26 protein-coding genes are annotated in these 26,892 nt (G+C 63.9%); 20 read left to right on the forward strand and 6 right to left on the reverse strand.

The annotated features are described in order from the left end of the window. The first annotated feature begins 90 nt into the window (after window positions 1–90). The gene (locus tag CAER_RS0119230; RefSeq protein ID WP_027236892.1) at window positions 91–1,047 is read left to right on the forward strand and encodes an NAD(P)-dependent oxidoreductase; all 957 of its coding nucleotides are present in this window, start codon (window positions 91–93) and stop codon (window positions 1,045–1,047) included. Between the two features lie 100 nt (window positions 1,048–1,147). After that, window positions 1,148–1,624 carry a hypothetical protein gene (locus CAER_RS0119235; protein WP_027236893.1) on the forward strand — a complete coding sequence of 159 codons (477 nt, stop codon included), beginning with the start codon at window positions 1,148–1,150 and terminating at the stop codon, window positions 1,622–1,624. On the opposite strand, the gene CAER_RS0119240 is transcribed toward CAER_RS0119235, so the two are convergent. The 3 genes from CAER_RS0119240 to CAER_RS0119250 are packed head-to-tail and all read right to left on the reverse strand — an operon-like array spanning window position 1,625 to window position 4,459. Further along, window positions 1,625–2,257 carry a TadE/TadG family type IV pilus assembly protein gene (locus CAER_RS0119240; RefSeq protein ID WP_027236894.1) on the reverse strand — a complete coding sequence of 211 codons (633 nt, stop codon included), beginning with the start codon at window positions 2,255–2,257 and terminating at the stop codon, window positions 1,625–1,627. It lies immediately after the preceding gene. A 4-nt stretch (window positions 2,258–2,261) separates the two neighbouring features. Continuing rightward, on the reverse strand, window positions 2,262–2,798 hold the full coding sequence (locus CAER_RS0119245; RefSeq protein WP_027236895.1) for a TadE/TadG family type IV pilus assembly protein: 537 nt from the start codon (window positions 2,796–2,798) through the stop codon (window positions 2,262–2,264). Then, the gene (locus CAER_RS0119250) at window positions 2,795–4,459 is read right to left on the reverse strand and encodes a TadE/TadG family type IV pilus assembly protein (RefSeq protein WP_027236896.1); all 1,665 of its coding nucleotides are present in this window, start codon (window positions 4,457–4,459) and stop codon (window positions 2,795–2,797) included. The genes CAER_RS0119245 and CAER_RS0119250 overlap by 4 nt, the downstream gene beginning before the upstream one ends. Window positions 4,460–4,807: 348 nt before the next feature. Here CAER_RS0119250 and CAER_RS0119255 point away from each other — a divergent pair, with 348 nt between their 5' ends. The 18 genes from CAER_RS0119255 to ribD all read left to right on the forward strand — a co-directional run bounded on the left by CAER_RS0119255 (window position 4,808) and on the right by ribD (window position 22,140). Next, complete coding sequence (locus tag CAER_RS0119255) at window positions 4,808–6,238, forward strand: Glu/Leu/Phe/Val family dehydrogenase (protein WP_027236897.1); 1,431 nt, start codon at window positions 4,808–4,810, stop codon at window positions 6,236–6,238. A gap of 284 nt (window positions 6,239–6,522) precedes the next feature. Beyond that, complete coding sequence (locus CAER_RS0119265) at window positions 6,523–7,776, forward strand: sarcosine oxidase subunit beta family protein (protein WP_027236898.1); 1,254 nt, start codon at window positions 6,523–6,525, stop codon at window positions 7,774–7,776. A 66-nt stretch (window positions 7,777–7,842) separates the two neighbouring features. Then, complete coding sequence (locus tag CAER_RS0119270) at window positions 7,843–8,112, forward strand: sarcosine oxidase subunit delta (RefSeq protein ID WP_027236899.1); 270 nt, start codon at window positions 7,843–7,845, stop codon at window positions 8,110–8,112. Beyond that, complete coding sequence (locus CAER_RS0119275) at window positions 8,109–11,054, forward strand: sarcosine oxidase subunit alpha family protein (RefSeq protein WP_027236900.1); 2,946 nt, start codon at window positions 8,109–8,111, stop codon at window positions 11,052–11,054. The genes CAER_RS0119270 and CAER_RS0119275 overlap by 4 nt, the downstream gene beginning before the upstream one ends. Next, window positions 11,047–11,592 carry a sarcosine oxidase subunit gamma gene (locus CAER_RS0119280; protein WP_027236901.1) on the forward strand — a complete coding sequence of 182 codons (546 nt, stop codon included), beginning with the start codon at window positions 11,047–11,049 and terminating at the stop codon, window positions 11,590–11,592. Before CAER_RS0119275 ends, CAER_RS0119280 begins: the two co-directional genes overlap by 8 nt. A gap of 37 nt (window positions 11,593–11,629) precedes the next feature. Then, entirely contained in the window at window positions 11,630–11,968 is a 339-nt protein-coding gene (locus tag CAER_RS0119285; RefSeq protein WP_027236902.1) for a hypothetical protein, read from the forward strand. A 1-nt stretch (window position 11,969) separates the two neighbouring features. After that, complete coding sequence (gene dnaG, locus CAER_RS0119290; RefSeq protein WP_027236903.1) at window positions 11,970–13,967, forward strand: DNA primase; 1,998 nt, start codon at window positions 11,970–11,972, stop codon at window positions 13,965–13,967. Window positions 13,968–14,102: 135 nt separating this feature from the next. Then, complete coding sequence (rpoD, locus tag CAER_RS0119295; RefSeq protein WP_027236904.1) at window positions 14,103–16,091, forward strand: RNA polymerase sigma factor RpoD; 1,989 nt, start codon at window positions 14,103–14,105, stop codon at window positions 16,089–16,091. A gap of 84 nt (window positions 16,092–16,175) precedes the next feature. After that, window positions 16,176–16,787, forward strand: a complete 612-nt coding sequence (locus tag CAER_RS28235) for a hypothetical protein (protein WP_154667793.1) — start codon at window positions 16,176–16,178, stop codon at window positions 16,785–16,787. 34 nt (window positions 16,788–16,821) lie between these two features. After that, a complete protein-coding gene (locus tag CAER_RS0119300) occupies window positions 16,822–17,250 on the forward strand; it encodes a thiol-disulfide oxidoreductase DCC family protein (RefSeq protein ID WP_036797455.1) in 429 nt (142 codons plus the stop codon). Continuing rightward, the gene (locus CAER_RS0119305) at window positions 17,247–17,792 is read left to right on the forward strand and encodes a DUF4166 domain-containing protein (protein WP_027236906.1); all 546 of its coding nucleotides are present in this window, start codon (window positions 17,247–17,249) and stop codon (window positions 17,790–17,792) included. Before CAER_RS0119300 ends, CAER_RS0119305 begins: the two co-directional genes overlap by 4 nt. An 84-nt stretch (window positions 17,793–17,876) precedes the next feature. Further along, window positions 17,877–18,173 (forward strand): hypothetical protein, encoded by a 297-nt coding sequence (locus tag CAER_RS0119310; RefSeq protein ID WP_027236907.1) that lies wholly within the window; start codon window positions 17,877–17,879, stop codon window positions 18,171–18,173. A 230-nt stretch (window positions 18,174–18,403) separates the two neighbouring features. Next, window positions 18,404–18,682, forward strand: coding sequence for a hypothetical protein (locus tag CAER_RS28240; RefSeq protein ID WP_245597385.1), 279 nt, complete (start codon window positions 18,404–18,406; stop codon window positions 18,680–18,682). Window positions 18,683–19,091: 409 nt separating this feature from the next. Continuing rightward, the gene (locus tag CAER_RS0119320; protein WP_027236908.1) at window positions 19,092–19,502 is read left to right on the forward strand and encodes a hypothetical protein; all 411 of its coding nucleotides are present in this window, start codon (window positions 19,092–19,094) and stop codon (window positions 19,500–19,502) included. Window positions 19,503–19,549: 47 nt separating this feature from the next. Next, entirely contained in the window at window positions 19,550–19,975 is a 426-nt protein-coding gene (locus CAER_RS0119325; protein WP_027236909.1) for a hypothetical protein, read from the forward strand. A 60-nt stretch (window positions 19,976–20,035) separates the two neighbouring features. Beyond that, window positions 20,036–20,452: a secondary thiamine-phosphate synthase enzyme YjbQ gene (locus CAER_RS0119330; RefSeq protein ID WP_027236910.1), complete on the forward strand. Its 417-nt coding sequence runs from the start codon at window positions 20,036–20,038 to the stop codon at window positions 20,450–20,452. Between the two features lie 123 nt (window positions 20,453–20,575). After that, entirely contained in the window at window positions 20,576–21,043 is a 468-nt protein-coding gene (gene nrdR / locus CAER_RS0119335; RefSeq protein WP_027236911.1) for a transcriptional regulator NrdR, read from the forward strand. Then, entirely contained in the window at window positions 21,043–22,140 is a 1,098-nt protein-coding gene (ribD, locus tag CAER_RS0119340; RefSeq protein ID WP_084299597.1) for a bifunctional diaminohydroxyphosphoribosylaminopyrimidine deaminase/5-amino-6-(5-phosphoribosylamino)uracil reductase RibD, read from the forward strand. Before nrdR ends, ribD begins: the two co-directional genes overlap by 1 nt. 187 nt (window positions 22,141–22,327) lie before the next feature. Here the strand turns inward: ribD and CAER_RS0119345 are convergent, their stop codons facing one another. The 3 genes from CAER_RS0119345 to CAER_RS0119355 form a co-directional block, all read right to left on the reverse strand. Further along, window positions 22,328–24,340, reverse strand: a complete 2,013-nt coding sequence (locus CAER_RS0119345; protein WP_027236913.1) for a capsular polysaccharide biosynthesis protein — start codon at window positions 24,338–24,340, stop codon at window positions 22,328–22,330. 6 nt (window positions 24,341–24,346) lie between these two features. Next, complete coding sequence (locus CAER_RS0119350; protein ID WP_027236914.1) at window positions 24,347–25,483, reverse strand: polysaccharide biosynthesis/export family protein; 1,137 nt, start codon at window positions 25,481–25,483, stop codon at window positions 24,347–24,349. 95 nt (window positions 25,484–25,578) lie between these two features. Continuing rightward, on the reverse strand, window positions 25,579–26,871 hold the full coding sequence (locus CAER_RS0119355) for a capsule biosynthesis protein (RefSeq protein WP_027236915.1): 1,293 nt from the start codon (window positions 26,869–26,871) through the stop codon (window positions 25,579–25,581). Window positions 26,872–26,892 lie beyond the last annotated feature (21 nt).

Below are 26,892 nucleotides of genomic sequence, written 5' to 3' on the forward strand. Positions count from 1 at the left end.
CGTTATTATTCGTTTTTGTTTAGGGGAAGGTCAAGCTAGCCATATCGCATGCAAAACCCCGGGGAGGAAAAGCGGGACATGAAAACGGATATGAAGATCGGCTTCATCGGCCTCGGCAACGTCGGCGGCAAGCTGGCGGGCAGCCTGGTGCGCAACGGGCTGGACGTGGCAGTGCATGATCTGGATGCGGCACTGGTCGGGGAATTCGTCGCGCGCGGCGCCAAGGCGGGCGGAAGCCCGGCGCAGATGATGCAGGACTGCGATGCGGTGATCACCTGCCTGCCGAGCCCGGCGGCCTCGGACGCGGTTGTCACCGAAATGCTGCCGCATGTGCAGCCCGGCAAGATCTGGATGGAGATGTCCACTACCGACGTGGAAGAGGTGAGACGCCTGGGCGCGCTGGTAGCGGAGCGCGGCGGCGAGGCTGTCGATTGCCCTGTCTCCGGCGGTTGCCACCGGGCCGATACCGGCAACATCTCGATCTACGCGGGCTGCGAGCGCGAGACCTTCGACCGGATCCTGCCGGTCCTGACCACCATGGGCCGCCGCATCCTGCATGTGGGCGAGATCGGCAATTCCTCGACCCTGAAGGTGATGACCAACTATCTGGCCAACCTGAACCTGCTGGCGGTCATGGAAGCGCTGACGGTGATGAAGGCCTGCGGCATGGACTTGGGCATGACCTATGAGGCGATCTCGATGTCCTCGGGCACGTCCTTTGCGCATGAAACCGAAAGCCAGCTGATTCTGTCCGGCTCGCGCGATGTAAACTTCACAATGGATCTTGTAATGAAGGACATCGGGTTGTTTCAGACTTTGGCAGACCGCCACGATGTGCCGTTGGAACTGTCACCACTGATGATCGATATGATGAAGGACGGCCAGCGCCGCTATGGCGAACGGGCGCAGTCCGACCGGATGATCGAGCGGCTGGAAGAGGCGACCGGGCTGTCGATCACCGCGCCGGGATTCCCGCAGGAACTGATCGACGACGAGCCGGAAGAACCGGGACACGAGGTAGTCGTGCGCCGCGCCGCGGCCGAATAAGCCTCCCGGGCAGCGCTGCATTCGGCCCCCGCACTGGCGGGGGCTGTTTTCTTTTGCCAATCCGGTTTATGCCCGGCTTGAGCAGTAAGGAGAGCAGCTGATGAGCAACGACATCCTGGCCACAATCGAGGCCTCGGCCGCGCGCCGGGTGATGGGGACAGCGATGCTGGGCCTGACCGGCGCCCTGCTGGTCTATGTAGCGTTTTCCGCGCCGCCGTCGCCTGCCTGGCTGGTATTCCTGCTGGCGGTGGGGGCCGCGGCGCTGTGGCTGGCGGTTCGGATGTGGCAGGCCACAATGCACCGGATCGAGCTGACCGCGGAGGAGCTGCGCTGCTCCGACGGGCAGCTGATTGCCAGGGTGGACGATATCGAGGCCATCGACCGCGGCTTCTTTGCTTTCAAGCCGTCGAACGGCTTTCTGATCCGTACCGGAACGCCCGGAGGCCGAACCTGGATGCCGGGGTTGTGGTGGCGGTCCGGCCGCCGCATCGGTATCGGCGGCGTGACGCCGGGGTCGCAAGGCAAGGCGATGTCGGAAATTCTGGCCGCGATGCTGGTGCAGCGCGGCCAGGTCTGATCAGGCAGGCGGTCCGGCCTTCTCGGCGTCATCGTTGTGGTTGTTGCCGTTGCCCTTGTCCTCGACAAAGACGACCTGCGGGGCAAAGCGCGGGCGGGTGAAGACAAAGTTCTGCACATCCATCAGCGGAATGCCCACGTTGAAGGCCGGCTGGATTTCGTTCCAGGTCTCCACCAGGATCACGCGTTCCTGATCGGGCATGGTGGGCAGATCGTCCTTTACCTCGTTGATGGTGCCGTCAACCCACTCCTGAAAGACGGTGCCGCGGACCTTGGACCAGTCGACGTAGTACCGGTTATCTCCCTCGTCCCAGCGCACAACGGAGATCCGGGTCGACAGCGTGGTGTCACTGCGCACCAGTTCCGTGGCCAGCGCATGCATGCTGTCGATGTAGGCCTCGTTCACATAATTGGTCTCACGCGAGATCAGGTCGGAAACGGTGTAGGCGGCCTTCAGGTTAATACTCTCCTGACGGAAGGCGTCAAAGAAAGTGTAGATGGCGGCAAACAGCCCCAGCAGCAACGGCGCGTAAAAGGCGAATTCGATCGAGACGCTGCCTTGGGTGCCGTTCAGGAAGCGGCGGGCGGGGCCGGGCAGGCGGCCGGACAAATGGCGGGACAGAAGTGTCAGCATGGTGTTACCTCGGCTCCTGGACGAAGGCGGATGAAGCGATCAGATTGACGCGGCCGTCGCCGTCCTTGCTCAGGTTGGTGCCCAGCCCCCAGGTCGGAAAAATCGGGTCGAACTTCATGCAGGCGCGGATGAACATCAGTTCGTTTGACTGGCCGTTCACGAATGTCCGCACCGGCTGAACCTCCTCGACACTGTCAATGCAGTCGGGTGTCGGGTCGATCGGCGTCCAGGCGTAGGGGTTGATCTGGAGCATTTCCAGGCGCAGCGACGTGCTGCATTCGTCGATGAACCCGGAGCGGGTGCAGATCTCATCGCGCAGCTGGTCATGGCTCATGTCCCCTCCGGTGCTGAGACGGATGGTGCGGACGGTCTGGTCCAGCGCCCGCTCCAGCTGGGAATGGCGCAGATTGATCATGCCCAGTTCGACGGTCGACATCAGGATCATGATGAAGGCCGGGATGACGATGGCGAACTCCACGGTGGCGTTGCCATCCTGTTGCTGCCTGAAACGGCGCAGGGCGTGTGCGGCACGGCGGATCATTGGGTCAGCCTCAGCTGGCGGATCGAGGTGGCGATGGACGAGAACGCATCGGAGATTTCCAGGCCCTCCACATCGAAGAAGTGGGCGGGCGAGCTGGCGCAGTCCTCCAGCACCTTGATGCCGGCGGATGGGGCCTCGAAGCCGACCGAGTAAACGATCACGCCCTGATCCTTGGTGATGTCGCAGATCGTCTTGGTGTGCTGATCCTTGGCGACGCGGTTATGGAAATAGCGGCCGGCGGTGAACCAGTCAGCCCAAGCGCTGGGACTGAATTCGTAAAGATAGCGGGCAATGTGGGCCAGCGAGACCTGGGCGTGAAGCTCCTGATAGGTCAGCCGCTTGAGGCCGTCTCCGCCTTCTTCAGCGACAGGGTCGCATCCTTCACAAGGCTCATAACTGCCTTCTCCGTAGGCGTGGTCTTCCCACCGGTCCAGATGAGGCCAGTAATAATTCTTCTCGCCGTTTGAGTGGTAGACGGAGTAAACGCCGATCAGGTCATCGTTCCAGTAAATCCGCTCATCGTGAGCCGCGTCAGGATTGTACCAGACGTTTGATAACCCCTCTCGGCGGCTCTCGTTCACCATGTACTGATTGGTGTTCTGGCCGTCGGACATCAGGATGATGATTTTCAGCGTGTCGCCGCTGCCATAGTCGGTCGGCCGGTTGCGGAAAGACGCGTCGATCACGCCGTCGTCAACCAGCGCGTTCACTACGCCGCGCGCAGTGGGATCCAGCAGGGCGCTGCCCCACTTCATCCCGATGTCGATCGAAGTGTTGCCATAGGCCGTAAGGCTGTCGATGTAGGCATGCAGTTTTGCCGCATCGTTGGTGAAGGGCAGAATGGCCGAGCCTTCCCGGGTCGGGCAGACAGGGCGGTCGATCATGTTCTCCGAATAGGTGAACGTGTCAAAGTGCGCGGTGCGGATCAGGTTTTCATTCTGGTACAGAGTATGCTTGCTGAACTGATCCTTGATGAAGTTCACGCAGTAGGAATAGTCATGCTCCTGCGTGACGTTGGGATATTTGCTCAGCAGTTCCTTACCGGCATTCACCTGCGTCGCATATGGGATGATCGAGATCGACAGATTGGTGACATCGGTATTGGTGGTGATCTGTGTCACAAAGGATTTCGCGGCGGCCTGCAGGTTCACAAGCCGGTTGCCGGAGTTCATGGAGCCGGAGATATCGAGCACCATTGAGATTTCGACGCTTCCGATGGTCTCTTCCGCGCGGGAGTTCGCGTAGAGGGATATGTTGTCGCCGCCAGCGAACTTCAGCAGATAGGCCTCGAAATCGGTGTCGATGGTTGCCTCGACACTTTTGTAGCCAAGTCCCTTCTGATCATCCGGGTCGGAATAATACTGCTCCAGCCCGGCCTTGGTCAGATAGTCCAGAACGACAGCGTCGGCATCCAGGGATTGGTCCAGATCCGCCGCGGCGAGCACTGCCCGGTCAAGCGTGTACTGCAGCTCAGTCCTGTCACGCTCCATCCGCATCAGGTCCACCCCGATGCCGCCGACGGCCAGCATGGCCAGGAATGTGCCGATCATCGGCTTGGCCAGCACCCCGTCTTCTTCGTGCAGGAAACTTTGCACTTTGGACAGGCAGCGCGCCATGAGCGGATTGCTCAGCGCGGTAGAGTTTTTGTGATGCATAATCATGTAACCACCCCCTGAATACCCCCGCCGGCTTGGGAACAGGTCAGCACGGCTTTGGCAGCGGAATTTACGTTGATTAATGCTTGGTAAAGGTGGCGGAATTGGGGCGCCATTTTGCCGAAATAGCTACGATTGTAATGGATAGGGCGTCCAATCTTACGCGGTTCTGCCAAGTTGTCCCGTCAGTGCGAACAATGGCCCAAGCGGCGGCGGCGAATCGTCAACCTTCGGATAAAATGAGAATCTTTTTGGCTGGGAATGGTCAAAAAGGTCGCACTCCTTAATTAACTCTGCATAGAGTGAGGGCATCATCGGCAGCGAGTCGATGTTTGAGCACGGAGAAGTTTTTAGATGAGCAGCCGCACAGAGCCGAGCTTCCGCGAAAGCGTGGACCTGATGTTTAACCGGGCCGTATCCCTGATGGATCTGCCGCCGGGGCTGGAGGAAAAGATCAGAGTTTGCAATGCAACCTACACAGTGCGGTTCGGGGTGCGCCTGCGCGGCGCCATGCACACCTTCACCGGCTACCGTTCCGTTCACTCCGAGCATATGGAGCCGGTTAAGGGCGGTATCCGTTATGCCACCGGCGTGAACCAGGACGAGGTTGAGGCGCTGGCGGCGCTGATGACCTACAAATGCGCCCTGGTGGAGGCGCCGTTCGGCGGCTCCAAGGGGGGCTTGTGCATCGACCCGCGCGAATATGACGAGCATGAGCTGGAGCTGATCACCCGCCGCTTTGCCTATGAGCTGGCCAAGCGCGACCTGATCAACCCGTCCCAGAACGTGCCCGCGCCCGACATGGGCACCGGCGAGCGTGAGATGGCCTGGATTGCAGACCAATACGCGCGGATGAACACCACCGACATCAACGCCAAGGCCTGTGTCACCGGCAAGCCGCTGAACGCAGGCGGCATCTCCGGCCGGGTCGAGGCCACCGGGCGCGGCGTGCAATATGCCCTGCGTGAGTTCTTCCGTTATGAGGAAGACAAGGCCGCAGCCGGGCTGTCCGGCAAGCTGGAAGGCAAACGCATCATCGTTCAGGGGCTCGGCAACGTGGGCTACCACGCGGCCAAGTTCCTGGCTGAGGAAGATGGCTCGCTGATCACCGGCATCATTGAACGCGACGGCGGTCTTTACAGCGCGGACGGCCTTGACGTGGAGGCGGTGCGCAACTGGATCGTCAAGCACGACGGCGTGGCCGGCTATCCCGACGCGCAGTTCGTCGAGGACGGCTCGCTGCTGCTGGAGGAAGACTGCGACGTGCTGATCCCGGCCGCGCTGGAAGGGGTGATCAACCTGGAGAACGCCGAGCGCGTCAAGGCGCCGCTGATCATCGAGGCCGCAAACGGCCCCGTGACCGCCGGCGCGGATGAGGTCCTGCGCAAGAAGGGCACAGTCATCATTCCCGACATGTATGCCAATGCAGGCGGTGTGACGGTGTCCTACTTCGAGTGGGTCAAGAACCTCAGCCACATCCGCTTCGGCCGCATGCAGCGCCGCCAGGAAGAGGCGCGCCACCAGCTGGTGATCGACGAGCTGCAGCGCCTGGACGATGTGATGGGCGATACCTGGTCGATGTCGCCGAACTTCAAGGACAAATACCTGCGCGGCGCGGACGAGCTGGAACTGGTGCGCTCTGGCCTCGATGATACGATGCGGGTGGCCTATCAGTCGATGCGCGAAGTCTGGCACAGCCGCGACGATGTGACGGACCTGCGCACCGCAGCCTATCTCGTGTCGATCGACAAGGTTGCCAAGAGCTACCACGCCAAGGGGCTTTGACGGTTCGCAAGGACGGGCCGGAAGCGTCCTGAGAACAGCCGGGGCGGAGGGGAAACTCTCCGCCCCGTTCATTTTTGCACCCGGCACGCAATACGTCACACGCTGTCGCAATTGACACTAGACACAAGTGATCAGTTCATGTGATTTGCAGCAAAGCCGTGCTGATGTGCCGCAAAACGAGCCTTTGGGCTAGGAGCAGCAGGAGAAAGCGGGTAGCAATGCCGCCAAGGCCCGGGCCTGCAATTATCCGGGTGCGGACAAGTGATTTGACGGGGAGGGACGACATGCGGTTTTCGGGCTGGCGTGTGCTCCGGGAGGGGCTCACCGGAAACAAGGGGTGGGCGCCCCATTGGCGGGACCCTGAGCCCAAATCCGAATATGACGTGGTGATCATCGGCGGCGGCGGCCACGGGCTCGCGACGGCCTATTACCTGGCCAAGGAACACGGCATTACCAATGTCGCTGTGCTGGAAAAGGGGTACCTCGGCGGCGGCAATGTGGGGCGCAACACCACAATTGTGCGGGCCAACTACTATTTGCCGGGCAACTCCGAATTCTATTCCCATTCACTGAAGCTGTGGGAAACGATGGAGCAGGACCTGAACTACAACGCGATGATGTCCCAGCGCGGCATCATCAACCTGTTCCACAACGACGGCCAGCGCGATGCGGCGGTGCGCCGGGGCAATTCCATCGTGAACCAGGGCGATGATGCCGAGCTGCTGAGCCGGGAGCAGGTGCGCGAGCTGGCGCCGTTTTTGAATTTCGACAACAACCGCTTTCCGATCATGGGCGGGCTGTTGCAGCGCCGTGCGGGGACCGCACGGCATGATGCAGTGGCCTGGGGTTATGCCCGCGGGGCTGACATGCGCGGGGTTGATCTGATCCAGAACTGCGAAGTCACCGGAATCGACGTCAAGAACGGCAAGGTGGTGGGCGTGCAGACCGCTCGCGGCCCGATCCGCGCCAAGAAAGTGGCACTGGCTGCTGCGGGCCGTTCCGGCCAGGTGGCGGCGATGGCGGGGCTGACGCTGCCGATCGAAAGCCACGTGCTGCAGGCCTTTGTGTCGGAAGGGCTGAAGCCCATTGTCGACCATGTGATCACCTTTGCCGAGGGGCATCTCTATATCAGCCAGTCTGACAAGGGCGGGCTGGTTTTCGGCAGCTACCTGGATTTCTACAGTTCCTATGCGGCGCGGGGAAACCTGCCGATGGTGGAGCACACGATGGAAACATTTGTGGCGATGGTGCCCGCAGTCAGCAAGGCGCGGCTCTTGCGCAGCTGGGGCGGGATCATGGACATGACACCGGACGGCTCGCCCATCATCGACCATGCGCCGATCGACGGCCTCTACCTGAACTGCGGCTGGTGTTACGGCGGCTTCAAGGCGACACCGGGCTCGGGCAGCGTATACGCGCACCTGATTGCCACGGACCGGCCGCATGGCGCCGCCGCGAAGTTCAAGCTCGACCGCTTCCGCAGCGGCGTTGGCCTGATGGATGAGGAGGGGACCGGTGCGCAGCATAACCTGCACTAAGCGTTTGGAGCGCGCCGGGCATGCCTCCGGCGGGAGTATTTTCGGAAAGATGAAAGGGCGCCGGTCATGAGAATTACCTGTCCGCTCTGCGGTGAGAGGGACCGCCGCGAATTCTATTACAAAGGTGCCGCACTGGTGCGCCCGGCTGAGGGGGCAGATCTGGACGCCTGGCATGAATATCTGAACCTGCGCGAGAACCCGGCGGGACCGCTGGATGAGCTGTGGTACCACGAAATGGGCTGCAATGCCTGGCTGAAGGTCACCCGTGATACTGCCACGCACGAGATTTCGGCTGTAGAGCTGGCGTCTGAGGCCGGGCTGGGAGGTGAGACATGAGGCTTCCCGGCAAGGGTCTGAATCAGGGCGCGAAGCCCATCACCTTTTCCTTCAATGGCCGTCACATGATGGGGCTTGAAGGCGACACGCTGGCGGCAGCGCTGCTGGCCAACGGCGTGCATCTGGTGGGGCGGTCGTTTAAATACCACCGCCCGCGCGGTGTGCTGACCGCGGGCAGCGAGGAGCCGAACGCGCTGATGACCATCGGTACCGGCGGCCAGCAGGATCCGAACGTGCGCGCCACCCAGCAGGAGCTGTTCGAGGGGCTGGAGGCGCGCAGCCAGAATTGCTGGCCCTCGGTCGAGCGCGACGTGATGGCCGTGAACGACCTGGCGGCGCCGTTCTTTGGCGCGGGGTTCTACTACAAAACCTTCATGTGGCCGGCGGCGTTCTGGGAGAAGGTCTATGAGCCGGTGATCCGCAATGCGGCAGGTCTTGGCGCGCTGTCGGGCGAGGCGGATCAGGACCGGTATGAGAAGGCTTTTGCCTTCTGCGACGTGCTGGTGATCGGCTCCGGTCCTGCCGGGCTGATGGCGGCGCTGACTGCGGGCCGTGCCGGGGCTGATGTGATCCTGGCAGAGGAAGACAGCCGCATGGGCGGCCGCCTGCTGGCAGAGCGCGAGGAAATCGGCGGCAAGCCGGGCCATGAGTGGGCGGCTGAAGTTCTGGCAGAGCTTGAGGCGATGGATAACGTGCGGCTGATGACCCGGACTGCCGTCACCGGCGCTTATGACCAGGGCACCTATGGCGCGCTGGAGCGGGTCTCGCACCATCTGCCGCGGCGGCACTCGCTGAAGGACAGCCATCTGCCGCGCGAATGTTTCTGGCGGATTGCGGCCAAGCACGCGGTGCTGGCTGCTGGCGCGATCGAGCGTCCGGTGGCGTTCCGCAACAACGACCGACCCGGCATCATGATGGCGGGGGCCGTGCGCGCCTATCTGAACCGCTGGGGCGTGGCGCCGGGTGAGCGGGTCACTGTCTTTGCCAACAACGATCAGGCGCACCGTACTGCGCGCGACCTGCATGACGCGGGCGTGCATATTGCGGCAGTGATCGACAGCCGCCATGACGCGCCCGTTGATGGCCCGTATCAGGTGATCAAAGGCGCGCAGGTTTGCGGCAGCGCGGGCCGTCAGCGCGTCGAAAGCATCACTGTGCGCTCGGTCAAGGGCGAGGAGAAGATCCAGACCGACTGCCTGGCGATGTCCGGCGGCTGGAATCCTTCGGTGCATCTGACCTGCCATCTGAACAGCCGTCCTGCATGGAATCGTGAGGCGCTGGCCTTTGTGCCCGCTGAGGGGACGGTGCCGGGCATGGTGACGGCCGGGGCCTGCAACGGCACCTTCTCCACCGCTGGGGCGCTGCGTGAAGGCGCGGAGGCTGCGGGTAAGGTGCTGGAGGCGCTGGGCCTGAAATCCGCTGACGCCGATCTGCCGGATGCCGAGGACGACCCCTACCGCATCGCTGCACTGTGGGCGGTGCCGGGCAAGGGCCGGGCCTGGCTCGACTTCCAGAACGACGTGACCGTGAAGGATGTGAAACAGGCGGCAGTCGAGAACTTCCGCTCGGTTGAGCATATGAAGCGCTACACCACGCAAGGGATGGCCACCGATCAGGGCAAGAACTCCAACGTCGCTGCACTGGCGGTGCTGGCGGATTCCACCGGGCGGACAATCCCGGAGACCGGCACAACCACCTTCCGTCCGCCGTTTGTGCCGGTGTCCATCGGGGCAATGGGGGCAGGGGCCACGGATGAGGGCTTCAAGCCGCAGCGCTTCCTGACCTCCCATGGCGAGAGCGACGCGCGCGGCGCGCATCAGCTGGAAGTGGGCCTGTGGTACCGCGCTGCCTATTTCCCGAAACCAGGGGAGACCAGCTGGCGCCAGTCCTGCGACCGGGAGGTGACTCTTGTGCGCAAGGCAGTTGGCATCTGTGATGTCTCCACCCTGGGCAAGATCGACATTCAGGGGCCGGATGCAGGCAAGTTCCTCGATTTCCTCTACACCAACACCTTCAGCACGCTGAAGGTGGGCAAGGTCCGTTACGGGCTGATGCTGCGCGAGGATGGCTTTGTCATGGATGACGGCACCACCGCGCGGCTGGGCGATCACCACTATGTCATGACCACCACCACCGCTGCCGCGGGGCAGGTGATGGCGCATATGGAGTTCGTGTCCCAGGTGCTCTACCCGGAATGGGACGTGCGCTTTGCATCAGTGACCGAGCAATGGGCGCAGTTTGCTGTCGCTGGTCCAAAGTCGCAGGAACTGTTGGATGGCCTTTTGGATGAGGACGTGAATGGCGAAACCTGGCCCTTCATGGGCTGCGGCGCGGCGACCGTGCTGGGCGTGAAGGGGCGGCTGTTCCGGATCTCCTTCTCGGGTGAACATGCCTATGAGGTGGCGGTGCCTGCGCGCTATGGCGAAAGCCTGTTCCGCGAGCTGCTGAAGCGGGCCGAGGCGATGGGCGGCGGTGCCTATGGCATGGAGGCGCTGAATGTCCTGCGGGTCGAAAAGGGCCTAATCACCCATGCCGAGATCAACGGCACCGTGACCGCCTTTGACCTGGGCCTGCAGGGCATGATGTCCAAGAAAAAGGACTTTCTGGGCAAGGCAATGTCCACCCGCGAGGGGCTGATGGCCGAGGACCGGATGCGCCTGGTGGGCCTGAAGCCCGTGGGTGCGGCCAAGGAGATCACCGCTGGAGCGCATCTGTTCACGCCGGGCGACCCGGTCGAGCGGATCTATGACCAGGGCTACGTGACCTCGGCCGGCTATTCCCCGACACTGGGGCATCCGATTGGTCTGGCCTTCCTCAAGGAAGGGCCTGACCGTATCGGCGAAACTGTGCGCCTGGTCGACCATATGCGCGGTGCCGACACCTTGTGCGAGGTTGTCTCGCCTGTGTTCTTTGATCCTGAGGGAGGGCGTGCCCGTGGCTGAACTGACTGCAAAAAGCCCCTGCGACGGACTGCTCCCGGTGACTATCGGCGGAATGAGCCTGACTGAGGAACAGCCCGGCAGCATGTGGATCGTTGCCCCCTTCAAAGGGCAGCAGGAGGCGCTGAGCAAGGCGCTGGAGGCGGCGCACGGCATGGCCTTTCCGGCCGTGAACCGGGCAACGGGCAAGGCAGGCAGCCGGGCGGTCTGGTTCGGCCGGGACATGGCGCTGCTGATGGGGCCTGCACCGGATGCCAGCTTGGCAAAGCACGCCGCCCTGACCGATCAGAGCGATGCCTGGGCGGTCGTTCGGCTGGACGGGCAGGGTGCAGAGGACGTGCTGGCGCGGCTGGTGCCGGTGGATCTGCGCCCCCGGGGCTTCAAGCGCGGCCATACCGCGCGGACGGAGCTGAAGCACATGATGGCCTCGCTCACACGCACCGGCCCGCAGGCGTTTCAGATCATGGTGTTCCGCTCAATGGCGAAAACGCTTGTGCATGATTTGAAAACAGCCATGGAAGCCGTCACGGCACGGGGGTAACCTGCGGGGATCACCAACTGATTCCCGGAGCGCATCTATGATCCGCATCGCCCTTGCAGCCGCCTTGCTGGCGGCTCCGGCCTATGCTTCTGAAACCAAAGAACAAAGCTGTAAATACCAGGGCCAGGTCATGGCCGCAGTGCAGCAGGCGCGGCTGGACCGGGTGAAGCAGGAAAAGGTGGAGCAGACTATTCTGGACAGCGAGCCGGAATGGCCTGCCGCCTATTCCAAGGCGATCCCGCAGCTGACAAGCCACGTCTATGCGATGAAGCGGCGCGACTTGAAAAGCACCGACCTTGGCGCACTGTTCGAACAGCAGTGCCTGCAGAACTGGGATCAGATCCAGGCGATGCAGAAACAGCTGAAGTCGAACTGATATGTCCCTGCCGCCCGGCTTTCTGGATGAACTGCGAACCCGCATCAGTATATCTGATGTTGTCGGGCGCAAGGTCATGTGGGACCAGCGCAAGTCGCAGCCCGGCAAGGGCGACTATTGGGGGCCGTGCCCTTTCCATCACGAGAAAACCGCATCCTTCCATGTCGAAGACCGCAAAGGCTTCTACTATTGCTTCGGCTGCCACGCCAAAGGCGACGCGCTGAAGTTTGTGCAGGAGACCGAGAACGTAGGTTTTATGGAGGCGGTCGAGATCCTGGCGCAGGAAGCGGGTATGGAGATGCCCAAGCGCGACCCCCGTGCGCAGGAAAAGCAGGACCGCCGTACGCTGCTGGCCGATGTGATGGAGCAGGCGGTGCAGTTTTTCCGGCTGCAGCTCAAGACCAATGCCGCCCAGGATGTCCGCGCCTATCTGCAGCGCCGCGGGCTTACTGCGCAGGCGCTGGATCGCTGGGAGATCGGCTTTGCCCCCGATGGCTGGCAGAACCTGTGGGATGCCTTGCGCGGCAAGAATGTACCTGAGGACCTGATCATCGGGGCAGGTCTGGCCAAGCCTTCGAACAAGGGCGGCAAGCCTTATGACACCTTCCGCAACCGGATCATGTTCCCGATCCGCGATGCGCGGGGCCGCGCGATTGCCTTTGGCGGCCGGGCGATGGACCCGAACGACAACGCCAAATACCTGAACTCGCCCGAGACAGAGCTGTTCGACAAGGGGCGCAGCCTTTACAACCACGGGCCCGCGCGGGCGGCATCGGGCCGGGGCTCCACGCTCGTTGTGGCCGAGGGCTATATGGATGTGATTGCGCTGTCTGAGGGTGGCTTTCAGTCCTCCGTTGCACCGCTGGGCACCGCGATTACCGAAAACCAGCTGCAGATGCTGTGGCGGATGTCGGATGAACCGATCATCGCGCTGGACGGCGACACCGCAGGCATCCGCGCCGCGATGCGCTTGATTGACCTGGCGCTGCCGCTGCTGGAAGCGGGCAAGTCGCTAAGATTTGCCATCATGCCGGAGGGCAAGGACCCCGACGACATGATCCGCAGCGAAGGGCCGGAGGCTGTGCAGGCGGTGCTGGATCAGGCGATGCCGATGGTCAAGCTGCTGTGGCAGCGCGAGACCGAGGGCAAGGTCTTTGACAGCCCGGAGCGCAAAGCAGCGCTCGACAAGGCGCTGCGGGAGAAGATCAAGCTGATCCGCGACCCCTCGATCCGCAAGCATTACGGCGAAGACGTCAAGGAAATGCGCTGGCAGCTGTTCCGCGGCAGCCGGGGCGGCAGCGAGGGCGGGTATCAGCAGCGCGCGGGCAAGGGCGGCGGCTTCCGCGACGGCGCCCGGGCACCGTGGAAGCCGGGCAAGGGCTTTGGCGTGATCCCGCAGCCGCGCGCCACGACCCGGGCCTCGCTGGTGGCAGGCGCCGATGACGAATCCTTTGCTGCCATGCGCGAGGCGGTGATCCTGGCGACGGCGATCACCACCCCCGCAGTGATCCCGGACTTCGAGACCAGCCTGGAGCGCCTGCAATGCGCCGATCCGGACCTGGCGGCCCTGCGGGACATGGTGCTGCGCCACGGCATCGACGCGCCAGAGCGGCTGCGGGAAGAAATCGACTGGGCTTTGGGGCCTCATGCCCTTGAAAACCTGTTTGGCCTTCGCCACGTTGCAATCATCCCCTGCCTGCGCAAACCCGGCGACACTGAACTGGCCAGCATGACCCTGGCCGAGGAACTGGCAAAACTCGAAGCGCGGCGCGGGCTGGATGCGGAACTGGCAGAAGCCGAAGAGGATTTGCATGGCCTTGCGGACGAGGCGCTGACCTGGCGGCTGCGGCAGGCGGCAGAGGCCAAGAACAAGGCCGTGCGCAGCGAAAATGAGGACAAGGCAACTTACGACGTGGGCAAGAACGGTGCGCGGCTCAACCGGGATGAGCGTGATGCCTTCGGTGCCCTTTTGAACCGGATCGGCTTTTCAGAGAAGTGACGCGCGGGCGGGTGATTCTGCGTTTTGCTAAGGAAGAGCACAGGAAAATTGGGTAAACGGGGTGACGAATCGGATTATCGCGCTAATGATTCGCGTGATTCGCACCGTCCCGCAGCCCCTGAGTAGGAGCATTGAATGGCCGCCAAAGACACCGACGACCGCAAACCTGACGATCAGGACGCCGAAATCTCCCTCGACATGAGCCAGGCTCAGGTCAAGAAGATGATCGCGGAAGCCCGCGAGAAAGGCTACATCACCTACGATCAGCTCAATCAGGTTCTGCCGCCGGATCAGGTCAGCTCGGAACAGATCGAAGACGTGATGTCGATGCTCAGCGAAATGGGCATCAACATCATCGAGGATGAAGAGGCCGAGGAAGAAGAGAACAAGGGCACCACTGACCTTGTGACCACCGAAGGCCCGCGCGAGGTTGCGCTGGCAGGCGCCCAGACCGAGAAGCTGGACCGCACCGACGACCCGGTGCGCATGTACCTGCGCGAGATGGGCTCGGTCGAGCTGCTGAGCCGCGAAGGCGAGATCGCGATTGCCAAGCGCATCGAGGCCGGCCGCAACACGATGATTGCGGGCCTGTGCGAAAGCCCGCTGACCTTCCAGGCGATCACCATCTGGCACGACGAACTTCTGTCCGAGGACATTCTCCTGCGCGACGTCATCGACCTGGAGGCCACCTTTGGCAACCAGCTGGATGAGGACGGCGAGGAGGAGACCCCGGTGGTCGACACCTCAGCGGTGCAGGCGGCGGCCAAGCCGGCCAAGGAGGAAGGCCCGGAGCTGGACGCCGACGGCAACCCGATCTCCACCGATGACGACGATGACGAGGACGATCAGGCCAACATGTCGCTGGCCGCGATGGAGGCTGCGCTCAAGGACCGGGTGCTGACCACGCTGGAGCGGATCTCCACCGACTTCGCCGAACTGAGCGAAATGCAGGACAGCCGGATCTCCGCCACCCTGAACGAAGACGGCTCCTTCAGCTCGGAAGACGAGGCGCGCTACCAGGCGCTGCGCTCCGAAATCGTCGAGCTGGTCAATGGCCTGCACCTGCACAACAACCGTATCGAGGCGCTGATCGACCAGCTTTACGGCATCAACCGCCGCGTCATGCAGATCGACAGCTCAATGGTGAAGCTGGCCGACCAGGCCCGCATCAACCGCCGCGAGTTCATCGACGCCTACCGCGGCCGCGAGCTGGACCCGAACTGGCTCGCCGAAATGGGCGAAAAGCCCGGCCGCGGCTGGCAGATGTTCATCGAACGCTCCACCGGCAAGGTCGAGGAGCTGCGTGCCGACATGGCTCAGGTGGGCCAGTATGTCGGTCTGGACATCTCCGAATTCCGCCGCATCGTGCAGCAGGTCCAGAAGGGCGAGAAAGAAGCCCGCCAGGCTAAGAAGGAAATGGTCGAGGCCAACCTGCGCCTGGTGATCTCGATCGCCAAGAAATACACCAACCGCGGCCTGCAGTTCCTGGACCTGATCCAGGAGGGCAACATCGGCCTGATGAAGGCGGTGGACAAGTTCGAATACCGCCGCGGCTACAAGTTTTCGACCTATGCGACCTGGTGGATCCGTCAGGCGATCACCCGCTCGATCGCCGACCAGGCCCGCACCATCCGGATCCCGGTCCACATGATCGAGACCATCAACAAGCTGGTCCGCACCGGCCGCCAGATGCTGCACGAGATCGGCCGCGAGCCGACCCCGGAGGAGCTGGCCGACAAGCTTCAGATGCCGCTGGAGAAGGTCCGCAAGGTGATGAAGATCGCCAAGGAGCCGATCTCTCTCGAAACCCCGATCGGGGACGAGGAAGATTCGCAGCTGGGCGATTTCATCGAGGACAAGAATGCGGTTCTGCCTTTGGACAGCGCCATTCAGGAGAACCTCAAGGAAACCACCACCCGGGTGCTTGCGTCCCTGACGCCGCGCGAGGAGCGGGTTCTGCGGATGCGTTTCGGCATCGGTATGAACACCGACCACACCCTTGAGGAAGTCGGCCAGCAGTTCAGCGTGACCCGCGAACGGATCCGTCAGATCGAGGCGAAGGCGCTCAGGAAGCTGAAGCACCCCAGCCGCTCGCGCAAGCTGCGCAGCTTCCTGGATCAGTAAAGTGAAAGGCGCCCTGCGGGGCGCCTTTTTCTTGCCGGATTGACCTGTATTCTCCGCGGCATATTAGCTTGGGAATTTCAGATCATGTTGTTCAGATTCGTACTTGCCGCATTGGCTGCCGGCACAGTAACCGCGCGGGCAGAAGCCCCGGATTTCCATCAGATTCCGTTCCTTTCGGACGCCGCCAGCGCCTCTATTCAGAGAGACTATGAGAGGGTGCGCTGCAAGCGGACGTATATGGTCGCGGTGTCGCCAAACGGCCATTGGGCGTCCCGTTGCAGCGGCAATAAACTGTCGTCGACGATTACCAGCGCCGTGCTGCAAAAGTGCGAGCACAGCGCCGGACAGCCTTGCGGCCTGGCGATTGCAAGGGGGCGGAACCTGCCCGGTTGGCGGGCGGTGTCCTCGCTGGTTTATGCAGAAACGGTCAATCCTGAAACCATCCCGTTTGTGGACGGCCTGCGCGGCCGGGATGTGGTTGCCCGCTACACTGCGGCCCGTCGGAACAAGGCGCTTGCGCTGAGCCGGAACGGTGCCTGGGCCTATGCGTCCGGGCGGCTGACAATGCGTGAGGCAGAGCAGGCTGCGCTTAGCAATTGTGAAGAAAATGATGGTAACCGTATGCGGTGCTTCTTGTACGCTTCTGGCAATGAAGTGGTGTTTGGGCCCGAGACGGATATCTATCCCGAGCGCTGATCAACGCTGGAGCAAAATTTGGAAAGGCCGTTCCATGACCGCCGGTGACCCGCGTCAGAACCTCATCGTCTTCGACGGCGAATGCGTGCTGTGCTCTGGCTTCTTCCGTTTCATGCTGCGCCATGACCGGGAAGGCCGGTTCTCCTTCGCCACAGCGCAGTCGCCTCTGGGGCAGCAAGTTTACCGCGAACACGGGCTGCCAACAGATGAGTTCGAGACCAACCTGGTGATCGTCGATGGTCGCTCCCATCAGCGCCTTGATGCGTTCGCTGCGGCGATGCGGGCGCTGGCCTGGCCCTGGCCGGTGCTGTCGGTCTGCCGGTTCCTGCCGGGATGGCTGAAGGACCCGCTCTATTTCAGCGTCGCCCGCAACCGTTACCGGCTGTTCGGCCGCTACAACAGCTGCATGATCCCCAGCCCGGAGATCCGCGCACGCTTTGCCGCCGGGGGCTTCGGCGCATGAGGGACGCCTTTGGCGAAATCATCGCATCGCAACGGCTGGAGGTGCCGCCAGCCCTGCTGCGGTTCCATGCGCAGCCGCCGGAGCGCAGCCAGGGCGTTGTCACGGTGGAGGGCGGCAACCGCTGGGCGCGGCTGCTGGCCGGGCTGGCAGGCTTTCCGCCGCCAATGGCGCAGTCCCGCTTCCGGCTGGACGTCGCGCCGCAGGGCAGGGGGCACGTGTGGCAGCGCAGTTTCGGTAAGTACCAGACCCGCTCGCGCCTGCGGTTCGACCCGCGCAAAGGGCGGGCCGTGGAACGCTTCGGGCCGGTTGAGCTGGAGCTTTCGGCCTCGGTCCAGCAGGGCGCGCTGGTGGTAACAGTCGAGAAGGCACGGCTGTTCGGCCTGCCGCTGCCCCGCGCCCTGTGCCCGCAAAGCGCGTCGATGGAATTTGAAACGCCGGAGGGGCACCTGGGCTTCGACATCTCCGCCAGCCTGCCGCGGATCGGCCTGCTGGTGCGCTACAGCGGCCATCTCGTGCTGCCGGAGCTGGATGTCCGGCGTTAACCATTTGCTAACCCTGGCATTGTCCCGCCTGAGGGCGGCGCTTAAAATCGCAGGTATCGCCAAAGGTCTTCCGGGGGGAAGGGGATGTCTGCACATAATGAAATGAATGAGGCGCTTGCGGTGCTGACGGACAAGCTCCGCTCGCTCAATGATCTGGTGGCTGCCAACCAGTTTATGGTCGAGGCGCTCGCGCAGCAGGGGGAAGCGCTTAAGCAGATGGACGCCAGCGGCTCCAAGGATATGCTCCGCCGCCAAGCCAGGGCCAGGTTCAACCCGGACACCGGAACCGCGCCCAATGCGGCCGTTCTGGCCGTTCTGGAGGAGGTGCTGGGCCGCCAGCAGCAAAGCGCAGAGATCATTCCGTTCCCTGTGCGGGCCTGACATCAGCCCCACACACATCTGCGAGAGCAAGCGGCTTTGCCCGCAAGCGGGCCTTGGAGCCCCAGCCGCCAACCCTTATGTTGACCGCAGCAAAGGGATAATTCCGGATGAGACACTTCATTTACGCGCTTGGCTTGGCCTGCCTGGGCGCGGTTCCCGCATTTGCCGAGCCCTTCCTTGCCAACCGGGGTGTGCGGGTGCTGCCAGTCGATGACATCGTGTAGGAGGTGGTGCCGGGAAGATCCGGCGGCACCTGGGACTATTGGTGCGCCGCCGCCCAGTATGCCCGCCGGGAACTGGGCGCAAACTGGACCGACCGCTTTTACGTGGTGCGCGGACGGGACATGAGCGTCACCACCGGCCGCCGCTCGTCGGTGCAGTTCACGCTTTACCCGGAGCGGGCGGGCATCACCCCCAAGGTCGGCTGGCTGTCACTTGGCTTCCGCCCGGGCGAGAGCATGTCCGTGCAGCAAGGCCACGGCTACTGCGCGCAGGCGTCTGCCCTTTAAGATTTCCTGCAGGCAGCAATTGAGGATACAGGCAGATGGCAGCTGTCAAGAAAGCTGCGCCGGCGCTGGGGTCAGCGGCGTCAGGGTTGGGGATAAGATCACATTCTTCTTTTGAAGGCCGCCCTCAAACGGGGGCTGCTGCGCAATGGCAACTGTGGAAACAGTTGCCGAAGGAGCGGGCATGGGGCGTGCCGCGGGCCAGCATCTGCTGCGGGTCTATGACCAAGGCGTTGTAAACGCTGACTTAGCTGCGTTCGCACCGGAGCTTCCAGACACAGATCAAAAATGATTTGCCGCCGCCGGCCTGCCGCCGCACGGCAGTGTGACTGGCTTGTGTTCCAAATTTTCCTACCCTTGTGAGGGAGCCGCCCGGCCGGGCGGGCAACCTTCAGACCGGAGGGAAGATCAGATGAAACCAGCAACCGCCGCCGCCGTTTTTGCCGCGTCCTTGATACTGGCGCTCCCGGACGTTTCCGCCGCTAACGCCAGCCGCCACAGCATCCGGGTCAATCCGGTCTCCGACGGCGTGTTCGAAGTCATTGCCCGGACCGGCAACGGCTATCTGTTCTGGTGCGGCGCCGCCGATCACGTGCAGCGTGTCTTGCGGCGCCCGTGGAGCAGCAAACTGTATATCTACCGCGGCCTTGGCCCCAGCGAAACCACCGGGCGCCGGTCTGCGGTCCAGTTCACGCTGGACGCAAATCTGGCGGCCGCGGCGCCGTCTGACGGATACAGGTCTGTCAACAGCCTGCAAGCTGGTGATACAATGAGTGTCCTGAGGGCCCACGAGTATTGCTTCGTGCCATTCGGGCGGCCCTGAAACCAGATTGATCCGCAGCTGTCGCAGCGGCGGGGGAAGGGGTTTAAATGAAATGCAGAAAACTGTGGCTTCCAGGGCTGCTGGCTTTGGTTCTGGCCGTTCCGGCACCCGCCTCCGCCTGGCGTGCGATCAACCGGAATGAGGTGCTGCCGGTTTCCCAAGGTGTCTGGGAAGTCGTGGCCCGGAGCCGGTCCGGCGCACAGGATTACTGGTGCAGCATCGCCGACTTTGCCATCCGCCAGCTGCGGGCGCCGGTCAATCAGCGCATTTACGTCTGGCGCGGCGAGGGGCCTTCGGTCAACCGGCCGGGCCGCAAGGCGGTGCAGTTTGCCTTTGGCCTGCCGCCCGGGGTGCCTGACCGCTCCGGCAGCCTTTCACTGAATGTGCGGGAGGCGGGCGACAGCCTGCGGGTGACGGCGGCGCAGACCTACTGCTATGACCGGCTGCCCGGGCGCGACCGCTGGCGGTGGTAACGGCTGAGACAGCGCAGCGTATCGGTTGCCTGCTGGCCCGGATTGCGCCAAAACTGCCGCATGCACAACGAATTCACTATTCCGACGCGCGGTCAGGGCCTTTATGAATTTACTGCCGGTGTGCGGTCCTGGGTGGCTGGGAGCGGCCTGCGGGATGGGCTGCTGACGCTGTTTGTCCGCCACACGTCTTGCTCCCTGCTGATCCAGGAAAATGCCGACCCCGAGGTGCAAACCGACCTGAGGGCCTTTTTTGCCCGCCTGGTGCCGCCCTCTAGCCATCCGTCGATGTCCTATCTGCGTCACACCTATGAAGGGCCGGACGATATGCCGGCCCATATCAAGGCGGCCTTGATGCCGGTGAGCTTGACGGTCCCGGTAACGGGCGGCGCGCCGGTGCTGGGCACCTGGCAGGGTATATATCTGTTTGAGCACCGGGATGCCCCGCACCAGCGCCGGGTGGCTGCGCACCTGGCGTGAACCTCTTTATCTAGCGGCGAAAAATCAGCTCTACCCAAATTCTGGAGGGTAGCCTATAGTTGTGGATAACCGGGCTGGTACCGGCACTAATAATCAAACTGACAGGATTGAGGAAGCAGGCGGATGCGCTGCCCATTTTGCGGAAATATCGACACTCAGGTCAAGGATTCACGCCCCGCCGAAGATCATGTTTCGATCCGGAGGCGCCGGTTCTGCCCGGCCTGCGGCGGCCGGTTCACCACTTATGAGCGGGTGCAGCTGCGCGATCTGGTGGTGATCAAGTCCAATGGCAAGCGGGAGGATTTCGACCGCGACAAGCTGGAGCGCTCGATCCGCATTTCGATGCAAAAACGCCCGATTGAGCCGGAACGTATCGACCAGATGATCTCTGGCATCGTGCGGCGGCTGGAAAGCATGGGCGAGACCGACATCCCCTCCAAGAAGATCGGCGAGATTGTGATGGAGGCGCTGGCCCGGATCGACACCGTGGCCTATGTGCGCTTTGCCAGTGTGTACAAGAACTTCCAGGCCGCGGACGACTTCGAGGATTTTGTCCATGAGCTGCGCCCGCCGGTGGCACCGGAAGAATAATGGACGCTGATCATCGTTTCATGGCGCTGGCGCTGTCCCTGGGGCGGCGCGGCCAGGGCAATTGCTGGCCGAACCCGGCTGTCGGCTGTGTCATTGTGCAAGGAAGCCGGGTTGTCGGCCGCGGCTGGACCAAACCCGGCGGCCGTCCTCATGCGGAAACCGAGGCGCTGGCGCAGGCCGGCGAAGCGGCCCGCGGTGCCACGGCCTATGTGACGCTGGAGCCCTGCGCCCACCAAGGCGCAACGCCGCCCTGCGCCCAAGCGCTGATTGATGCCGGGGTGGCGCGGGTTGTGGCCGCCATCGGGGACAGCGATCCGCGGGTCTCCGGCCAGGGCATCCGGATGCTGCGGGAGGCGGGCATCCGGGTGGACACGGGCATCTGGGGCGCTCAGGCAGCGCGCGATCATGCGGGGTTCTTTCTCAAGACCGAACAGGGCCGTCCGCTGGTGACGCTGAAACTGGCCAGCAGCTTCGATGGCCGCATTGCCACCGGATCGGGGCAGAGCAAATGGATCACCGGGCCGGAGGCGCGCCGCGCCGTGCATGCGATGCGCGCCCGCCACGACGCGGTGATGGTCGGCGGCGGCACTGCGCGGGCGGATGATCCTTCGCTGACAGTGCGCGATCTGGGGGTGGAGCGCCAGCCGGTGCGGGTGGTGATCTCCCGCCATCTGGACCTGCCGCTGATGGGTCAGCTGGCCCGCACTGCCAAACAGGTGCCGGTCTGGCTCTGCCATGGCCATGGCGCCGACCAGGAACGCATTCAGGCCTGGGAAGGGCTGGGGGCCAAGCTGATCCCTTGCGCCTCGCACGGGGTGCAGCTGGATGCTGGGGATGTGCTGCAGCAGCTGGGGCAGGCGGGGCTGACCCGTGTGTTCTGCGAGGGCGGCAGCGCCTTGGCGGCCTCGCTCCTGGCCTTTGACCTGGTGGATGAGCTGATCGGTTTCACCGCCGGTCTGGGGATCGGTGCCGAGGGGCTGCCCTCGATCGGGGCCCTGGGCATCGGCCGGCTGGAGGAAGCGCCGCGGTTCGAGCTGGTCGAAACCCGTCCCCTCGGCGGCGACATCCTGCACCGCTGGACCCGGGCGCTGCGCTGACCCCTGATGTTCTTACCTGACAGGCGGGTTCTCCCGCCCGTCGCCGGAGCATGGACATGCTCCGCTCCCGTTGGGCGTGGCCCGGCGCCTCGCGCCGGGCCACGCCCAAGGCCGCCAAGGATGCGCTGGCGGCAGCCAGGGCGTCCTGCGGGCGCGGGAGCTCTGCCTGTGCAGTTTGTTGCCGGGGTCAGCGCCACATATAGGCGTAGGTCGCAAACAGCCCTTGCAGCTTGGACAGAAGGCGGTTGCCAAGCCCTGGATGCGGCAGGCGGCCTTCACGCAGGCGCATAACCGCCACTTCCGGCGGGCAGGGCTGGCCGGTCACAGGGTCGACATAGCGCGGGTAGTCGATCAGCGCCGCATGGGCGAGGCCCAACAGCGGCACCTGTGCCTGGCGCCAGGGCGGCACCGTGGCCAGATCCGTGGTCAGCCCCCAGCCGGCATAAAACGGCGTGCCCAGCGTGGTCACCTTCACCCCGCGCAGAAGTGCCTCGAAGCCCAGGAGAGAGGTCATGGTCCAGACCTCCTGCACCGCTCCCAGAAGGGCCATGGGGTCTGCCTGCGCGGCAACAACATCCGCCAGCCCCTCGGCTTCCACCTGTCCCCGGCGCAGCCCGGCCTCCACATCCGGGTGCGGCTTGTAGATGATTACCGCCTCCGGGTTGGCGTCCCGCGCGGCGCGCAAAAGCTCCAGACTGGTCCGAACCTGCCCGGCCCCGCAGAGGAGCGAGGCGTCATCCTCCACCTGGCCCGGCACCAGGATCCGGCGGCCCTCCGGCAGGGCAGGGACGCCGCCGCCAAGATTGTACTTTGACACGCCGTCCCGGACCAGCGACTGCACCAGCCGCTCGGCGCGCAGCTCCTCTGCCTGGGTCATCTCCGCGCGGCGGGCGATCAGCGCGTCAAGGTCCGAGGGCTGGCGCGGATCGTAGTAGATCCCGCGCCGGTCGGTGACCAGCGACAGGGGCGGCACCAGCTCGGCGCCCAGCCCGCGCGACCGCAGGAAACCGTCCTCCACCCGCACCGCGCCGCTATGCGCGTCTGTAGCCTTGCCAGCCCAGACCATCCAATTGCGGCAGCTGGCCTGCGCCTTGGCCGGGTCCCCGTTGAACAGCACCTTCTTTTCTGCGCCAAAGAATTTCTGCAGCGGCTTGCGCTTCCACATCCGCATGCCGGATGCGGTCCAGCCGCGGCGGTCCTGCCGCCAGGCGCGGGTGCGCGCCTCCAGGTTGTCCATCACCGTTTCCAGCTCGCACAGTTTGTCCCGGAACGGGTCGTACCATTTCGGGTACAGGATCATCGCCGCCGCGAACAACTGCGCCCGTGTCAGCTGCCGCTGCCGCCGTGCGGGCGGCGCGTCGTCGATGCTCAGCCCCCAGCCTGCATAAAACGGCTGGCCGAAGACCCGCGGCTTGTGGCCGGCCAGGATCGCCTCGAACCCCAGCTGGGAGGAGACGGTGTAAACCCCGACAGCCCCCTCCAGCAGCGCCCAGGGCGACACGCTGCCGGTGAACAGCTCGATCCGCCCCTGCGCGTCCCCGGTATCGTAATAGCCTGCCCGGTAGCCGCGCAGCGTCTCAGGGTGGGTCTTGATCAGCACCCGCGCGCCTGGGTGTTCCTCCTGGGCAAAGGTCAGCATCTCCAGAAACCGGCCCCGGTCCGCCCGTGAGGCGGTGACGGAAGCATCGTCCCGCGCCTGATCCGCCACCAGCACATAGCCAGGCTCCGGCACCGGATCTTCGGGGTCAAAGGCGTTGTACTTGCTCAGATGCGCCGTCTTCAGGCGGGCGATAGCATCTCGCGCCCGGTGCATCAGATGGGAGTCATCCAGCGGGTGGGCGGCCAGCAGCTGCTCCAGATCCGAAGGCACGCCAGCGTCGAAATGCAATCCTGCCCGGTCCAGCAGCAGCCCCGCGGACGGCTCTCCGCAGCGGCCGGGATGGACAGAACGCAAAAAGGCATCCTCCACCCGCAGCAAGCCGCTGCCGCGCCGCTGTGCCACTGCCAGGCCCCGGTGCGCAGTGGGGGAGGCGCCCCACAGGCCGATCAGATCCTCAGGCTGCGGCAGGCCCAGCCGGATGTCATAACCGGACAGTTGTAGAATCCGCCGCACCCGGCGCTGGGTCAGAAAGCCGCCATTGTAAACAAAAAGCCGGGACGCAGTGCTCCCGGCTTCGTGCTGGCCTGTGGTCAGGCTCATGCTGTTTCAGCTGCCGTCAAGCGCGGTCGACACGCTCGACAGGGACCCCACCGGCGTCACAAGCAGCGAGATGGTCTTGGTCCACTGCGCATAAGGTGCCTCGGTGACATACAGCGTGTCGTCGTCGCGGATCACAAAGTCGCGGGCGACAAACAGCCCGTTCGGCTGGGTCAGGTTCAGCACGTAGACCATCCGCTGGGCGCCGATCAGGTCGTCGCGGCCCAGCACCTGGTTGGCGATCTCAGCAGGCTCGTTGCGCAGGATGAACACGCCCGTAGGGTCCGAGGCAGTGGAAATCAGGCCGCCGACCTGGGCGATGGCTTCCAGCGCTGACAGGTCCTGGCTTTCAAACGGCACCCGCGCCTGGGCGGAGGTTGCGCCAAGGGCGGTGAAGGAGCGGGTGTCCTCCTCCACCAGAATGCGGTCGCCGCCGCGCAGGGCGACATCCAGCTGCGGATTGTCGAACAGATCCTGGAACCAGATCTTGCCCTTCTCCTGGCCGCGGATCACGGTGACCTGGGCGATTTCCGGCTGGATCGTCACACCGCCGGCCTGTGCCAGCATGGCCGACAGGGTCCGGGTCGGCCGCTCGATCGGGTAGACACCCTGGGCCCCGACAGAGCCGGTCAGGCTGACGGTCGCGCCATCGCCCGCCAGGCGGCGTACCTGCACCTGCGGATCGGGGGTCTGGTCTTCCAGCTTGCGGGTAATGGTCTCGCGCAGCTGATCCGGCGTGTTGCCGGAGGCCCGCAGCCGGCCTGCGTAAGGCACGAAGATATAGCCCGCGCTGTCGACCTGCACCTCCTCCAGCACGGTGGAGTTTGTGGCTTCTGCCGCCAGCAGCCCGTCATCCACGTTTTCCCAGACCGTCAGGCCCAGCACATCGCCGGGGCGGATGGTGTCTGAGGTCAGCCGCCCCGCCGAGGTGAACCCGGAGGAGAACCCCAAAGCAGGCACAACTGCCGTGGCGCGGGCAACCCGGTCGTTGACAGAGACGATAAAGGCATCGCCTTCCCGCTGCACGGACCCGGCGAAGATCTGGCGCTTGTTGGGGCCGACTTTGGGCAGGCCGCAGGAGGCGGCCAGCGTCAAGGCGGCCAGCATGGCCACCGGACGCGCCCAGCGAAGGGGAACGGATTTCACTGCTCGGTCTCCTCGACCAATTATTGTTTGCCTCAAGTTTTACCGGCAACCTAACCGGGCAGCAGGGAAAAATCCAGTCTTCGGGCAAATCTGCATCAGGTCACCAGCCGTAACTGTTGCCGCGGTGCCGCTGTGCCCAGGCGCAGCGCGTCATAGGGATCCTCCTGTGCCAGCATCATATCCGCCACCTGGCGCAGCAGCTGGCGGCGCCCCTCCCGCGAATAATACCCTCCCGGCACTTGCGAAGTTTCCAGCAGGAAGCGGCGGTAATCTTTGTAGGCGCGGCTGTCGGGGCGGCAGGCGGCGGCGAAGAATTCCGTCAGCGGCTGCTCCGAAACAAATTCCGGCTTGCCATAGACCGCGCGCCCGAACACCCGCAGCGGGATGCCGCGCCACAGCACCTGCTGGCCGGCGGTGGAGTTGACGGTCACCGCGGTGCGTGCCTCGTTCAGCAGCTGCGCCAGCTTGCCGCCGCGCACGTAATGTACCCGGCCGGCGATGCCGTGCTCCCGCGCCAGCCGCCGCAGGGTGCGGCGCACCTGGGCGCGGCCATCCTCCAGCGGGTGCGCCTTGATCACCAAGTGATGGTGGAGCGGAGCGCCTTTGGCAAAGCCGCCGATCACTTCCGCCAGGAAATCGCCCATGCTGCTGAAGGGGGAGTGCATCTGGAAGGAGCTGTCATGCTCCAGCTGCAGCAGCGCCAGATGGTAGGGGAAGCCGCCGTTGCGGATGCGCTGCTCCGCCAGGCGCCGCTCCAGCGCCTGCGCGGGCATCAGCACCAAGCGCTTGAGGTAGAGCTGGAATTCCTTGGTTACCGGCAGCGCCCGGTGCGGCCGGAAGTGGCGGTACTTGCGGTTCCGGAACATGACAAACCAGTGGTACAGCGCGCCATAGAAGACATGCTGACGCATATCGCCCCAATGCGCCGGCGGCAGCGGCGCTTCCACGTCGGACAGCGCCAGCGCCTCCTGCATTTGCGGCACGGTCATGTCCATCAGGCGTGAGTGTCCATTGGCGCCGCCGCGCTCATAAGTCACCCAGTAGGGGCGCAGATAGCCTTCCTCAAACACATGCACAGTCAGGCCGCGCTGCCGTGCCGCCGCGACTGCGGCGGCGTGAACCGGGCGGGTGTCGCCATACAGCACGATGTCGGTGATGCCGCGGCTGTCCAGCAGCCCGGCCAGCACCTCAGGCCACTCCTGTTGTGTCCCGGTGAACGGAATATAGCTGTCCCTGCCGCGCCAGAAGGCCTGGTCGCCTGCATTGAACCCGACCCGCGCCACTTCGCAGCCCGCGGCCCGCAGCAGTTTGCCGAGGGCTGCGAAAAACGGCCCGTGCGGGCCTTGCAGGAACAGAAAGCTCCGGTCTGGTGCAGGTTTCTGGGGCATCACAGGGGGCTGAACTCGAAA

The sequence above is a fragment of the Leisingera caerulea DSM 24564 genome (genome assembly GCF_000473325.1).
In the GTDB taxonomy this organism is placed as follows: domain Bacteria; phylum Pseudomonadota; class Alphaproteobacteria; order Rhodobacterales; family Rhodobacteraceae; genus Leisingera; species Leisingera caerulea.

Excerpts from the sequence above, each read along its gene's own strand:
- CAER_RS0119320 (WP_027236908.1), top strand. The coding sequence starts at position 19,092 with ATGAAACCAGCAACCGCCGCCGCCGTTTTTGCCGCGTCCTTGATACTG.
- CAER_RS0119285 (WP_027236902.1), top strand. The coding sequence starts at position 11,630 with ATGATCCGCATCGCCCTTGCAGCCGCCTTGCTGGCGGCTCCGGCCTAT.
- dnaG (WP_027236903.1), top strand. The coding sequence starts at position 11,970 with ATGTCCCTGCCGCCCGGCTTTCTGGATGAACTGCGAACCCGCATCAGT.
- CAER_RS0119330 (WP_027236910.1), top strand. The coding sequence starts at position 20,036 with ATGCACAACGAATTCACTATTCCGACGCGCGGTCAGGGCCTTTATGAA.
- CAER_RS0119250 (WP_027236896.1), bottom strand. The coding sequence starts at position 4,459 with ATGATTATGCATCACAAAAACTCTACCGCGCTGAGCAATCCGCTCATG.
- CAER_RS0119245 (WP_027236895.1), bottom strand. The coding sequence starts at position 2,798 with ATGATCCGCCGTGCCGCACACGCCCTGCGCCGTTTCAGGCAGCAACAG.
- CAER_RS28235 (WP_154667793.1), top strand. The coding sequence starts at position 16,176 with ATGTTGTTCAGATTCGTACTTGCCGCATTGGCTGCCGGCACAGTAACC.
- CAER_RS0119275 (WP_027236900.1), top strand. The coding sequence starts at position 8,109 with ATGAGGCTTCCCGGCAAGGGTCTGAATCAGGGCGCGAAGCCCATCACC.
- CAER_RS0119240 (WP_027236894.1), bottom strand. The coding sequence starts at position 2,257 with ATGCTGACACTTCTGTCCCGCCATTTGTCCGGCCGCCTGCCCGGCCCC.
- nrdR (WP_027236911.1), top strand. The coding sequence starts at position 20,576 with ATGCGCTGCCCATTTTGCGGAAATATCGACACTCAGGTCAAGGATTCA.
- CAER_RS0119325 (WP_027236909.1), top strand. The coding sequence starts at position 19,550 with ATGAAATGCAGAAAACTGTGGCTTCCAGGGCTGCTGGCTTTGGTTCTG.
- CAER_RS0119305 (WP_027236906.1), top strand. The coding sequence starts at position 17,247 with ATGAGGGACGCCTTTGGCGAAATCATCGCATCGCAACGGCTGGAGGTG.
- CAER_RS0119235 (WP_027236893.1), top strand. The coding sequence starts at position 1,148 with ATGAGCAACGACATCCTGGCCACAATCGAGGCCTCGGCCGCGCGCCGG.
- ribD (WP_084299597.1), top strand. The coding sequence starts at position 21,043 with ATGGACGCTGATCATCGTTTCATGGCGCTGGCGCTGTCCCTGGGGCGG.
- CAER_RS0119230 (WP_027236892.1), top strand. The coding sequence starts at position 91 with ATGAAGATCGGCTTCATCGGCCTCGGCAACGTCGGCGGCAAGCTGGCG.
- CAER_RS0119355 (WP_027236915.1), bottom strand. The coding sequence starts at position 26,871 with ATGCCCCAGAAACCTGCACCAGACCGGAGCTTTCTGTTCCTGCAAGGC.
- CAER_RS0119255 (WP_027236897.1), top strand. The coding sequence starts at position 4,808 with ATGAGCAGCCGCACAGAGCCGAGCTTCCGCGAAAGCGTGGACCTGATG.
- rpoD (WP_027236904.1), top strand. The coding sequence starts at position 14,103 with ATGGCCGCCAAAGACACCGACGACCGCAAACCTGACGATCAGGACGCC.
- CAER_RS0119310 (WP_027236907.1), top strand. The coding sequence starts at position 17,877 with ATGTCTGCACATAATGAAATGAATGAGGCGCTTGCGGTGCTGACGGAC.
- CAER_RS0119265 (WP_027236898.1), top strand. The coding sequence starts at position 6,523 with ATGCGGTTTTCGGGCTGGCGTGTGCTCCGGGAGGGGCTCACCGGAAAC.
- CAER_RS0119345 (WP_027236913.1), bottom strand. The coding sequence starts at position 24,340 with ATGAGCCTGACCACAGGCCAGCACGAAGCCGGGAGCACTGCGTCCCGG.
- CAER_RS0119300 (WP_036797455.1), top strand. The coding sequence starts at position 16,822 with ATGACCGCCGGTGACCCGCGTCAGAACCTCATCGTCTTCGACGGCGAA.
- CAER_RS0119270 (WP_027236899.1), top strand. The coding sequence starts at position 7,843 with ATGAGAATTACCTGTCCGCTCTGCGGTGAGAGGGACCGCCGCGAATTC.